The sequence below is a fragment of the Chitinophaga nivalis genome (assembly GCF_025989125.1).
GTDB lineage: Bacteria > Bacteroidota > Bacteroidia > Chitinophagales > Chitinophagaceae > Chitinophaga > Chitinophaga nivalis.
Window position 1 is genome coordinate 7,101,302 of record NZ_JAPDNR010000001.1, and the last position, 12,297, is coordinate 7,113,598.

Annotated in this window: 11 protein-coding genes; 4 read left to right on the forward strand and 7 right to left on the reverse strand. The window is 48.4% G+C overall.

Features of this window, described 5'->3' with window-relative positions; genetic code table 11:
• Positions 1 to 3: 3 nt before the first annotated feature.
• On the forward strand, positions 4 to 3,123 hold the full coding sequence (locus tag OL444_RS25935; RefSeq protein WP_264728679.1) for an efflux RND transporter permease subunit: 3,120 nt from the start codon (positions 4 to 6) through the stop codon (positions 3,121 to 3,123).
• Positions 3,124 to 3,190: 67 nt separating this feature from the next.
• Complete coding sequence (locus OL444_RS25940; protein WP_264728677.1) at positions 3,191 to 3,709, forward strand: hypothetical protein; 519 nt, start codon at positions 3,191 to 3,193, stop codon at positions 3,707 to 3,709.
• An 81-nt stretch (positions 3,710 to 3,790) separates the two neighbouring features.
• Here the strand turns inward: OL444_RS25940 and OL444_RS25945 are convergent, their stop codons facing one another.
• Positions 3,791 to 4,660 carry an aldose 1-epimerase family protein gene (locus OL444_RS25945; protein ID WP_264728675.1) on the reverse strand — a complete coding sequence of 290 codons (870 nt, stop codon included), beginning with the start codon at positions 4,658 to 4,660 and terminating at the stop codon, positions 3,791 to 3,793.
• A 128-nt stretch (positions 4,661 to 4,788) separates the two neighbouring features.
• Here OL444_RS25945 and OL444_RS25950 point away from each other — a divergent pair, with 128 nt between their 5' ends.
• On the forward strand, positions 4,789 to 5,505 hold the full coding sequence (locus tag OL444_RS25950) for a 3-ketoacyl-ACP reductase (RefSeq protein WP_264728673.1): 717 nt from the start codon (positions 4,789 to 4,791) through the stop codon (positions 5,503 to 5,505).
• 80 nt (positions 5,506 to 5,585) lie between these two features.
• Here OL444_RS25950 and OL444_RS25955 read toward each other — a convergent pair whose 3' ends face one another.
• From OL444_RS25955 to OL444_RS25970, 4 genes are all read right to left on the reverse strand, one after another.
• On the reverse strand, positions 5,586 to 6,542 hold the full coding sequence (locus tag OL444_RS25955) for a hypothetical protein (RefSeq protein WP_264728671.1): 957 nt from the start codon (positions 6,540 to 6,542) through the stop codon (positions 5,586 to 5,588).
• Between the two features lie 4 nt (positions 6,543 to 6,546).
• Positions 6,547 to 6,903 carry a hypothetical protein gene (locus tag OL444_RS25960; RefSeq protein WP_264728669.1) on the reverse strand — a complete coding sequence of 119 codons (357 nt, stop codon included), beginning with the start codon at positions 6,901 to 6,903 and terminating at the stop codon, positions 6,547 to 6,549.
• A gap of 77 nt (positions 6,904 to 6,980) precedes the next feature.
• Positions 6,981 to 7,766 carry a porin family protein gene (locus tag OL444_RS25965; RefSeq protein ID WP_264728667.1) on the reverse strand — a complete coding sequence of 262 codons (786 nt, stop codon included), beginning with the start codon at positions 7,764 to 7,766 and terminating at the stop codon, positions 6,981 to 6,983.
• A gap of 31 nt (positions 7,767 to 7,797) precedes the next feature.
• On the reverse strand, positions 7,798 to 8,616 hold the full coding sequence (locus OL444_RS25970; protein WP_264728665.1) for an alpha/beta hydrolase: 819 nt from the start codon (positions 8,614 to 8,616) through the stop codon (positions 7,798 to 7,800).
• Positions 8,617 to 8,711: 95 nt separating this feature from the next.
• Here OL444_RS25970 and OL444_RS25975 point away from each other — a divergent pair, with 95 nt between their 5' ends.
• Positions 8,712 to 9,128, forward strand: coding sequence for a hypothetical protein (locus tag OL444_RS25975; RefSeq protein WP_264728663.1), 417 nt, complete (start codon positions 8,712 to 8,714; stop codon positions 9,126 to 9,128).
• 161 nt (positions 9,129 to 9,289) lie between these two features.
• On the opposite strand, the gene OL444_RS25980 is transcribed toward OL444_RS25975, so the two are convergent.
• Positions 9,290 to 10,627 carry a TldD/PmbA family protein gene (locus tag OL444_RS25980; protein ID WP_264728661.1) on the reverse strand — a complete coding sequence of 446 codons (1,338 nt, stop codon included), beginning with the start codon at positions 10,625 to 10,627 and terminating at the stop codon, positions 9,290 to 9,292.
• A gap of 3 nt (positions 10,628 to 10,630) precedes the next feature.
• Positions 10,631 to 12,265, reverse strand: coding sequence for a TldD/PmbA family protein (locus OL444_RS25985; RefSeq protein WP_264728658.1), 1,635 nt, complete (start codon positions 12,263 to 12,265; stop codon positions 10,631 to 10,633).
• Positions 12,266 to 12,297 lie beyond the last annotated feature (32 nt).

A 12,297-nucleotide genomic window follows, 5' to 3' on the forward strand; every position in this document is an offset into this window, starting at 1 on the left:
GTCATGAAAATAGCCAGATATGCCGTTAAAAATTATCAGTTTACCCTGGTAATATTCATCATGATCATCGTACTGGGCATCACTACCATGCTGAATATGCCCCGTTCGGAAGATCCGGAACTGAGATCGCCGCAATTCACCGTGGTAGTAGTATACCCGGGCACCAGCCCTAAAGACATGGAAGACCTGGTAGTAGATCCGCTGGAAAAAGAGATCTACAGCCTGGAAGATATCAAAAGGGTACGTACTGCCATCAGCGACGGGGTAGCCGTTATCCGCGTGGAGTATAAATACAGTTCCAACGTAGATCAGAAATACCAGGAGCTGGTACGGGAAATCAACAATAAAAAGCAGGAACTGCCCACCGACATCTATAGCATTGAAGTGAAAAAAAGCGAACCTTCTGATGTGAATGTGCTGCAGGTGGCGCTCATCTCTGAAAATGCTTCCCGGGACAAACTCCGGTACTATGCAGAAAAACTGCAGGATGAACTGGAAAAAGTACCCAGCCTGAAAAATGTAAAACAACACGGGCTACCGGATCAACAGGTACGTATAGAACTGGAGCTGGATAAAATGGCGCAGCTGCACCTGCCGGTAAATGCCGTAGCTGCCGCCATACAAAGCGAGATGGCCAATATTCCCGGTGGCAGCATTGACGCCGGCGAAAAAAGCTTCAATATCAAAACCAGCGGCAACTACCAATCGCTCGATGAAATCAGCCATACCATTGTATCTGCCGTCAACGGCAAAAATATCTTCCTGAAAGATATTGCACGGGTATACTATGGATTTGAAGACGAGAAATACTATGTACGATTAAACGGACATCGTAGCGTAGTGGTATCTGCTGCCCAGAAAACCGGCGAGAATATCAGCAAAACACAGCTGCAGTATAAACCTGTCATCGAGAAATTCAAAAAGACGTTACCGGCCAACATCGACCTGGTACAATATTTCGATCAGGCCAATGCAGTGAATAACCGCCTGAGTGGCCTGGGGAAAGACTTCATCATCGCCATTCTGCTTGTAGCCTTAACCTTGCTGCCATTGGGCCAGCGGCCGGCGCTCATTGTGATGATTTCCATTCCGCTGTCGTTATCCATTGGTATTGTATTGCTGCAATTGTTTGGCTATAACCTCAACCAGCTCAGTATTGTAGGCCTGGTAGTAGCATTGGGGCTACTGGTAGACGACAGCATTGTGGTAGTAGAAAACATAGAGCGATGGATGCTGGAAGGACACAGCAGGCTGGAAGCTACGCTGAAAGCCACCTCTCAGATAGGCCTTGCCGTCATCGGCTGTACGGCTGCTCTGATCATCTCCTTTATGCCACTGGTGTTTATGCCGGAAGCCAGCGGCGACTTTATCCGCAGTCTTCCCCTGGCGGTTATCTTCAGTGTACTCGCTTCCATGGCGGTTTCGCTGACCATTATTCCTTTTCTGTCCAGCCGTTTGCTGAAAGAACATACCGGCCATCCGGAAGGTAATATTTTCATGCGGATGCTGAAAAAGCTGATCCATGGCAGTTATGCCCGCCTGCTGGACAAAGCCTTACAACGGCCGGCACTCACCATCCTGGTATCGCTGGTGGTTTTTGGCGGCGCTGTTGGTCTCTTTAAGGTAGTGGGATTCAGTCTGTTCCCCGCCTCTGAGAAGCCCCAGTTCTTCATCAACATTATTACGCCGCCGCAATCCGGATTAGCGTATACCAACCAGGTGGTACAACAGATAGAAAAAGAATTAAAGGCACAGCCGGATGTAAAATTCTATACCAGCAACATCGGGAAAGGCAATCCCCGTATCTATTACAACGAGGTACCGGAAAATGAGCGAAGCGATTACGCACAGCTTTTTGTGCAACTGGATGAACATGCCAGTCCGGCTAAAAAGATGGCACTGATAGAAACCCTGCGTAAAAAATGGACCCCTTATCCAGGCGCCCGGGTGGAAGTAAAGAATTTTGAGCAAGGGCCACCGGTGACCGCACCTGTAGAAGTCAGGGTCTTCGGCGATAATCTGGATACCTTACGGTTATTGGCCGGCCAGGTGGAAAAGATGCTGGAAAACACAGCGGGCACGATGTATATTACCAACCCCGTGAGCAACCTGAAATCGGATATACGGGTACAGATAGACCGGGAAAAAGCGCAGCAGCTGGGTATTCCTACGGCCAACATCGACAAGGTTGTTCGTTTAGCCATTGCCGGTATCAACCTGGGTAAATACAATGATAAGAACGATAACGACTACGACGTTTTACTCACCAAACAAAAAACCGGCAAGCCTACGCTGGACGTCTTCAAAGACCTGTACGTCAACAACAGCCAGGGTACCGCTATTCCGCTGGCGCAGGTAGCGCAGCTGCAGTTCGAAACCTCTCCGCTCAGTATTCACCACCAGGAAAAAAACCGGGTAGTGACAGTAGGCGCCTTTGTGAAAAAAGGATTTCTGGCCGACCGTGTCATCAATGAGGTGATCCGGCAAATGGATGCCTTGCGGCTACCAGCCGGCTACAGTTACGAAATGGGGGGTGAAGTGGAAAGCAGGAACAACTCTTTCGGCGGTTTTATGAATATCATTATTGTTACGGTATTTATGTTCATCGGCGTATTGATTCTGCAATTCAAGACCTTTAAAAGCACGCTGATTGTGCTGTCGGTGATCCCATTGGGTATTGTAGGCGCCGTGACAGCCTTATGGCTGACCGGTAACTCCCTCTCTTTCGTAGCCATTATCGGATTGATTGCCCTGGCGGGGATAGAGGTGAAGAATACCATTTTACTGGTGGACTTCACCAACCAGCTGCGTATGCAGGGCCATTCGCTGGAAGATGCCATCCGGGAAGCCGGGGAAGTACGTTTCCTGCCGATTGTACTGACCTCGCTCACAGCCATTGGCGGGTTGATTCCGATAGCCATTTCTACCAATCCGCTGATAGCGCCGCTGGCCATCGTATTGATAGGCGGATTGATCAGTTCTACCCTGCTGTCGCGTATTGTTACACCGGTGGTGTACAAGCTGATGCCGCCCGCCATTGAACCGGTAGCGACTACACCGCCGCCGGCCCATAACGGCGAAGCCTATGGGTTGAAAAAAGCAGGAATGATATCCGGCAGCTGATTTAGTATTGATTGCTTACATTTGCAGCTAAATTGCACGTCACCATTCCTTTTGAAAATTGATTATTATGAAAAAAGCTTTACTGACGTTTTCAGTCATGTTGTTCATGTTTTGTCTGGGTGCACAAACTTCACAGGCACAATTAAAGCGGTTTAGCCTGGGTCCCTTTGTAGAAGCGGGTTTCCCTACCGGTAATTTCAGCAACACCCATAATACCGGTTACGGTATTGGTATCGGCGCTGACATTAAACTGGTAGCTGGCTTAACAGCGGTAGGTTCTGTGAGTTATATGTACTTCGGTGGCAAAAGCCAGACCGATGCCCTTGGCAACCGGTATGATATTGCCAATGCCAAAGTTATTCCGATCCGCCTGGGGTTACGGTATAACCTGATCTCTATCCTGTATGTAAAAGTGGAAGGCGGTACCGCCAATTTCACCGGAGATTACAACAACGGCGTAGGCGCACTCGTAGCACCCGGTGTAGGTATCCGTTTACTGGGACTGGATGTGGAAGCCAAATACGAAGCCTGGTTTAAGGATAATACCCACGGATTCTTTGGTCTGAAAGCTGGATATAATTTCTAATTACGTACAGTGAATACTATATTATTACGCCATCAGGAAATGGATTCCTGATGGCGTAATTTTTTATACGATCCTGGTGGTTTAAAAAAACTCGGCTATCCAGGTGCGTTCAAAATGGCTGCCTGCCGCCAGTTCGTTGATCCCTTCTTTTTCCGCCAGCTCACCGGTAGCCTCCACATTATCTGCAATCCCGCACCATGGCTCTATACACACAAAATCCGCATCTTTGGCAGACCAGATGCCCATATACGGGAAACCGCCGAAATACAGGGTGAGGCCATGTGGCGTACGGCGACTTTTAATACTGATCGCATCTGACTGCAATCCCTTAAACACCAGGGCATCTTCATAAAACAATGCCTTTTGCAAAGGCAGCTCCTGTGTATGCTCCAGCAGGGATACCGGCGTCAGCTCAATTTGTCCGCCAGGTGATAAGGGATACCGGCCGGCTGTTTCGGTCTGATTGAAGTGCAGGTAATAGTCTTCAAAGGTGGTACCCGCTACCAGCGGCACTTTAAAGGCCGGGTGCGCCCCAACGGAAAACAACAAGGGCTTCGTGTCTTTGTTTTCTACCCGGTAGGTAACAGACAGGCGGTTTTCTTCCAGCCGGTAAGTGATGTGAAAGGCAAAGCGGAAGGGATATACCTGCAACGTAGCCGGGCTATCAGTCAGACTGAACACAGCGTGATCCGGGCCTTGTTCCGTTACGGTAAACAATTGTTCCCGGGCGAAGCCGTGGCGGCCCAACGTATAGGTTTCTCCGTTATAACGGTAGGTATTATTCTTCAGTCCGCCTACAATCGGAAACAGCACCGGGCTTTTTTTGCCCCAGAAAGCGGGGTCACCGCTCCAAAGGTATTCCAGGCCATTTTCGCGGTGTACGATGTGTTGCAGTTCGGCGCCCTGCGCTGCCATACTCACCGTGAGTTTTTCATTGGAAATCTGTATCATGGGAATTATACATTACTGGTTGCAAAATACGGATCAGATATTTATTTAAACATAACAAAATATGCCGCCGTATGAAAACTTCGTAAATTTGACCGCAGTGACAGATCCGATAAAAAAAGCACATATATATGGAATCATTAAAAGGAAAAAAGGCCCTGATCACCGGTGGTGGTAAAGGTATTGGCCGTGCTTTGGCTTTAGCCCTGGCAGCGGAAGGTGTGGATATTGCCCTGATGGGACGCAGTGCCGGTCCTTTGGAGGAAGTGGCAACTGCCGTGCGTAACGCCGGTGTTAAAGCAGCCGTAGCTACTGCAGATGTAGCGGATATGGCAGCCGTTAATGCTGCCGTGGCACAATTAACCGGCGAACTGGGCGCTATTGACATCCTGCTCAACAATGCCGGTATTGCGGCATTCGGCGGTTTCCTGGAACTGGAACCGGCGCAGTGGGAGCAAATGATACAGGTAAACCTGCTGGGTGTATACTATGTAACCCGTGCCGTATTGCCATCGATGATCGAAAGAAAAACCGGTGATATCATCAATATTTCTTCTACTGCCGGACAACGCGGCGCACCGGCTACCAGTGCCTACAGCGCTTCTAAATTCGGCTTGCTGGGCTTAACAGAGTCCCTGATGCTGGAAGTAAGAAAACACAACATCCGGGTGAGCGCCTTAACACCCAGCACCATTGCTACTGATATGGCCAAAGACCTGCAACTCACCGACGGCAATCCGGATAAGGTATTGCAGCCGGAAGACCTGGCAGAATTTGTAGTATCTCAACTGAAACTGAACAGAAGAGTGCTGGTAAAATCAGCCGGATTATGGTCTACCAATCCTTAATCACAACAGGATAAAACATACAGCGGGCCTTACTTTCTATCTATTGAAAGTAAGGCCCGTCTTGTTTTGGCTAGTTATTTCTATAGCGTAACCCTTTCTTTGGAGATGGCAAATTTCACGCCCAGCAGGGCGATAATGTTATTCATCTTATCAAAATTCTTCCCGAAAGCAGCTACCGCAAAAAAGTTTTCGTTGATCATAAAATTGGCGGCGAAGGCCAGCCGGTCATAGTTATTCGTTAACTCCAGATCACGGCGGTTCACATATTCCACGGAGAGGTCGAAGCGGTTCCGCTGATAGTTGGCAGATAAGCCATAATCCAGGTATTTGCTTTCCGGTCCTTTGCCGGCGTTGCGGCTATAGCGGCCCAGCGCCACAAAGTCCAGCGGAAATTTCCAGGGCGACCAGCGGATATTGGTCCATAGCCCGGAGCGGGAAGCAGACAGGTTCCGGAAGGTATTGTTGGGGGCATCGCCTACGATAGCGCCGGCCAGTTCTACGATGATCAGGCCTTTACTGCGTTGTACATCGAACATCTCGCGGAGTGCCTTATTCTGCTGTGCAATGGCAACGGTATCCAGCAAAGCAGGATCACTGACGGCCAGCAACGCCGCTATTTCTTCTTTTTTACGGAGCATCGCTTCCCGGTTGCGGCGGTAGTACAGTTTGAACAGCTGGGTTCTGAAACCGGCAGACAAACTGGTTGTTGAATCTGTTTTGAAAGTAGCCGCCGAAATGTTGAAGGTTTGTATAATGGGGAAGCGGTTACGGATATAATTTTCAAAAGTCAGTTTTGGTTTGTTGGTAAGCCAGTAGGGCGTTACGTCTATCGCACCCCCCTGCCAGAGATTAATCAGGCTGATACCAAAGGCAGCAGGGTTTACCGGCTTCTCCACAGCTGATGGCGCCTTGTCTGCCAGTATAAATCCGGGCGACGATGGCATGGTCATATCGCTTATTTTCAGCGTACCTTTCTGCTGTGCATAGGTCATCCGGACTGCCGTTACCAACAGCAGAAGGCAAAGTATCTTTTTCATGTTACTATCTGAAATTAAAGTCCAGTAAAAAAGACAGTATATCCCCATCCGATTTTACTTCATCCTGGAATACGACCACATTGGGTTTACAGGATTCAAAATAGCAGGTTACCACCATCCCGTTTGTGAGGGTATTGGAGTCCAGTATGTTGGTCGTAACTTTCAGTGTTTTACCACGGATGTCTTCTGCTTTTCCCAGTTTCAGGTTGCGGATATCTCCTTTGGCAATTATTTGTTCATTCGCATCGGAGCGCACGACGCTGGCTCCTATCTGCGCATTCCCGATGGTAATAGTCAGGCTTACTTCTGAAGCTGGTATGACAGTGAGATCGGTTGTTTCCTTTCTCTTTTTGATGGCCATAGGTTGTGCTATGCATTATTGTTGACAACATCATTATTGCGTGTATGCCTCACTGTGAGACATACACGCGATAACCATTACTTCGTTTTATGCAAACGGTAAGCATATCCCAGCGACACGGTAGCCGCTCCGATATTGTTCTTACCATTTTCAGTTCCTTTCTGGATATTGAGGAAACCATAGTTGCCGCCCACTTCTGCAAATACCCTGTGGTAAGCGCTTAAAGTATAGGTGATTCCTACGTTTCCGATAACACCCACGTTGAAGGTATTCAGCTGATTTTTGATATCAGTGGTATTATTCATGGAGAAGGTCGCAGGCGTCAGCATCACTTTGGCTCCCGGATCCGCATATATTGCAGTAGTGCCGGAGGTTTCCTGCTTTGCACTCAGGAGGAAACCGGCAAAAGGCCCAGCGGCTACATGCAGGCGCCAGGGTGAATGCGCTCCCAGGTCCCAGCCGAATTTAGCCAATACCGGCACCATGAGGTAGTTCAATTTGGCTACGCTCTTGAAATCGGCATACAGATAAGGTGGTTTAGGCGCACCAGGCGGTAACAGACCTACTAATTGATCCGGGAAAGCGAATGGCTGAAAGCCGGTTCTTTTTCCTCCCTGGGCAGAGTAGTTAATCATACCCTGGATGGAAAACCGTTTATTCACATGGTATTCTACCAGTACCCCAAAGTCGGGCCCCAGGCGTGATTTATAACCGGCATTGATGTCCGTTTCATTACCACCTGATTTGAGGCTCGGAATGCTTAAACCGGCTTTTACACCGATATCTACCTGAGCATTGGCCTGTAAACAAAAAAAAGTAAGTGCTGCCGGTACCAGCAACCGGAGAGATGTACAGAGGTTCATAAGGAGTTAAATTATATTCAAATATAATCTATTATTTGATAGCGCTTAACCACCCCGCAATATATAACCCGACTTCTTTCCAGGAGAATTCATTATGTAGTTCATGATAATAACCATTCCATTCCTGGTAGGTAAGCAGGCTGGCCGGTGCGCGCTGTGCAAAAAGCCGGGAGCCTTCCACCGCGGTAAATGCATCTGCATTGCCGTGGAGCAACAAGGTTTTCACCGTCAGCTGATCCGCATGCGACAGGCACCAGGCGCCATTACGGATCATGTCATTGGCCAGGCGCAAACTCAGTCTGTCGTGGCGCAGCGGATCGTTGCGAAACTTTTCTACCGCAGTTTTATCATGTGATATTTTATTGATGTCCAGTCCCTGTGCAATCCGGAAATTGGGTGCCACTGCGCTCAACACGCGTAGGACTCCTTTCAGGAAAGCTCCGGGCTTTGCGCCCACGATTAAAGCCGGGGCGGATATTACCGCTGCCTGTAAGGCGGGTTGTCTTTTCAGGAGAAAGCCGGTCAGTAAGCCGCCGCCCATACTATGCCCGTACATCACGACCGGTTTATTATAAGTAGCGGTTACATGCGCCAGAAAGGCGGCCAGGTAATCGAACATGAAATCAAAACCAGGCGTTGTACCCCGCTTCCCGTCACTTTTGCCATGGCCATAGTGATCGATGCCCATCACCGCAAAGCCCTGTTGCATAAAAAAAGCAGCCACCTGTTCATACCGGCCTACATGTTCGCCGATGCCATGTATGATAATCATCACCCGGCTGTAGTTTTCGGGTATCCAGCTGATACCGGCAAAGCGGGTATGTTGAAAAGACCAATTGAATTCGTTCATACCGGGGAGTTTATCTGACAAAAAACGAAGATAAAGAATATCTTTATCCCCTGTTTTAAACATCCGTCACTACCAAAATTAACTGATACAGCTACATGAACCACACCGAGACCACCACTCCGGTATACAGCATTCCTTTAAAGTACCGCAAAATGGAAAATTTACATATCGTTTTCTGGCTGCTGAAAGATGTGAGCTGGTGTATGATATGGAAACCACTGGGTATTGCCATGATTTTCCCCACGTTGATTATTGCGATTGTCATTGCCTGGAGAACCCGGCAATTCATGTCGGAGCTATGTCACAATCTGGCGATTGCCGTTTGGATCAGCGCGAACTCCTACTGGATGGTAAGTGAATTTTTCCATTTTGATGCACACATCATCACAGGAGGCATTACCTACAAACACCTGGCGTTGATACCATTCGTCACCGGATTGATTGTACTGGCTTACTATTACCTGTATTACAAACCCCGGCATCAGGAAGAAGAAGAAATCATTGAAGCATAAAGTTTTCGGAAGATGATTACCGGGAAGATCAATGATCGTTTGTTTTTCGGAAGATGATATACGCGAAGATTACATACTGCATCCTATATTACGTTACCGTATAAACGAAAAGTCCTGCATAAAATATGATGCAGGACTTTTCATTTATACATGGGTTGTTCTTAAATAGCATCTGATAAAGATGTGAAGGTAAAGTCCCGGATCTTCATGGGCGGAATCAGGGCATTTATGCCCGACTCTACGCTCACTGTGCGTTCCGGCTTACCTAAAGTTTCCAGGTTATTGAGCATAATCACCGGACTTTCGTTGAAGCGGAAATTCTTTACCGGGAATTTAATCTCTCCGTTTTCAATATAGAAAGTTCCGTCCCTTGTTAATCCGGTAAACAACAATGTTTGCGGATCTACCGGCCGGATGTACCACAGGCGGGTTACCAGGATCCCTTTTTCCGTGCTTTGGATCATATCTTCCAGGGAGGTGTTTCCACCTTCCATGATAAAGCGGTCGGGCTCCGGTATGGCATGTACATTCTTTTTCTGCGCCCAGTAGCGGGAGTAGTGAATATTTTTGATCACGCCTTTGTCTACCCACGTTGTTTTTTCCTGCGGCCGGCCATCCCGTGCATAATGGCTGGAAGGTAATTCCTTACTCCAGGGATCGGAGTAAATGGTTACCCGGTCGTCCATCAGTTTTTCGCCCAGCTTTGTTTTACCACCTGGCGCACTGAGAAAACTACGTCCTTCATCTGCACTGCGGGCATCCATGCTGTTGATGATATTTTCCAGCAATACCAGGCCTGCCAGTGGTTCCAGGATAACTGTGTATTTACCTGGTTCAATGGCTTTCGCTCCTTTCGAAGCCAATGCTTTTTTAGCGGCTACGCTGGTGGCAGCAGAGATATTCAGTCCGTTTACATCATTGAATCCTTTGGAAGCATAACCGGAACCGGTACCATCTTCCGTACGCAGGGTGACACTGAAGTTAACGTCGGTGTAGTTGTTATAGGCAAAAAGGCCTTTATTGTTCATCATACTGGAAAATCCGGTGGTATTTTCCAGATAACCGGCGGCTACCAGTTTATTTTCTTTGGTGATCCGCAGGCTTTTGGCCACTTCATCTGCCCGGAATCGTGGGTCGATGGCAGCTGTATCTGCGTTGTAGGTAGCTGGCGAAGGCTGGTATTGCTGCGGCCCCAGTGCCGGCATATGTTCCGGATTTTCGGGCGCCAGCCGGGCCAGCTCTTCTGATCTTCTCACTACTTTTTCCAGCGATACCTCATCATATTCATTGATGGTAGCTATACCTAATTTTTTACCGAAAGCAGAAGCAACTACCAACGTGCTGTTACTATTGCCTCCACTGGTAGATACCGCATTCCTGGCATAGCGCAGGTTCGCGGAATCCTGCCCGAATAAAATAACTTCGCATTCATCTGCTTTGGAAAAGGCAAGCACTTTTTTCAATAATGCCTGCGCTTCGTTCTGAGTAACTATAGGCATATATTAGATTTTTCTGGCTGTATTAATAACGTTTACTCCGTTGAACCGTGCGGTGGATGCACCATGGGAAACAGCGCTGCTCTGCATTGGCTGGCCTTTTCCATCGAAGAAGGACCCCCCCAGGCGGTAGTCGCTTTTATCTGCAATTGCCTTACAGGAATTCCAGAATTCCTGGGTATTGCTTTGATAAGCCACATCTTTCAGCATGCCGGTGATCTGACCATTTCTGATTTCGTAGAACAGTTGTCCGCCGAACTGGAAATTATACCGTTGCTGATCAATAGAGAAAGAGCCTCTTCCTGCGATAAAAATACCACGCTCTACATTTTTTATAATGTCTGCGGGCGACAGCTTAGCCGTACCTGGTTGCAGGGATACGTTAGGCATCCGCTGAAACTGTACATCAGACCAGCTTTGTGAATAAGAGCATCCCTGTGAGTGATCCAGTCCGATGATGTGCGCCTGATCGCGGGTAGTCTGGTAATTCACCAGTTTACCATTTTTGATCAGGTCCCATTGCTGGGTAGCTACGCCTTCATCGTCGTAACCTACGGCGCCGAGAGAACCTGGTTGCAGTTTATCTGCCACGAGGTTTACAATAGGACTGCCGAAATTAAAGTTGCCGGATTTCCATTTATCGAGGGTCAGGAAACTGGTACCGGCGAAGTTGGCTTCATAGCCCATCACGCGGTCCAGCTCTGTTGGGTGGCCTACCGATTCATGGATCGTGAGCCACAGGTTGGTAGGATCCAGTACCAGGTCGTATTTACCTGGTTCCACAGATTTGGCTTTCAGCTTTTCTTCTACCTGCCGCGCACTTTGCCGGGCATCTTCCAGGATATCATAACGGTCGCGGTACAACGTTGTAATACCTTTTATTTTATCGGATTCCCGGGGAACCAGGTATTCGTACCCCATGCCACGGGGCGCACCCAATGATTCGCGCACTTCAAATTTACCGGTGGCAGCATCTACTTTGGTTACATCAAAATAAGGCCAGATACGGTGTATATCCTGATCGATGTAAGAACCTTCGGAGCTGGCAAAATACTTCTGTTCATTTACCAGAAACAGGTTAGATCCTACATAACTGGCGCCACCCTTTAAAGCAGCGTCATTTACAGATAACAGCAATTCTGCCTTTTCCTTTACCGGTACGTCAAAGGCATTGATTTCGATGGGTGTTTTCCAGCTTACTTCGCCATAACCCTTCTGGGGGGCCAGCTGTACCGGTTCGGTGAGGAGGCGTGCATTTTCTTTGGCGATGGATACCGCCAGCGCTGCCGTGCGGGCAATGCTGTCACGGTCCATTTTATCTGTGGCCGCAAAGCCCCAGCTGCCATTGGCAATTACCCGGATACCAATCCCATAGGATTCTGTATTGGCGATATTTTCCACTTTATCTTCCCGGGTAATGATAAACTGATTCAGATAACGTCCTATTCGTACGTCCGTATACGTAGCACCTTTACTACGTGCTGCATTGAGGGCTACATCAGCCAGTTCTTTTTTTCTGGCCACATCTATGGTGTACCAGGGCCTGTCCAGGGACACGGCATGACCGACCAGCGGTATCTGCGCCAGGAGCCCGGCGCCCATACCCATCCCGGCCATCTGGAGAAATTGTCTTCTTTTCATGGAGCTAAGATTTTGGATAACGATGATATATG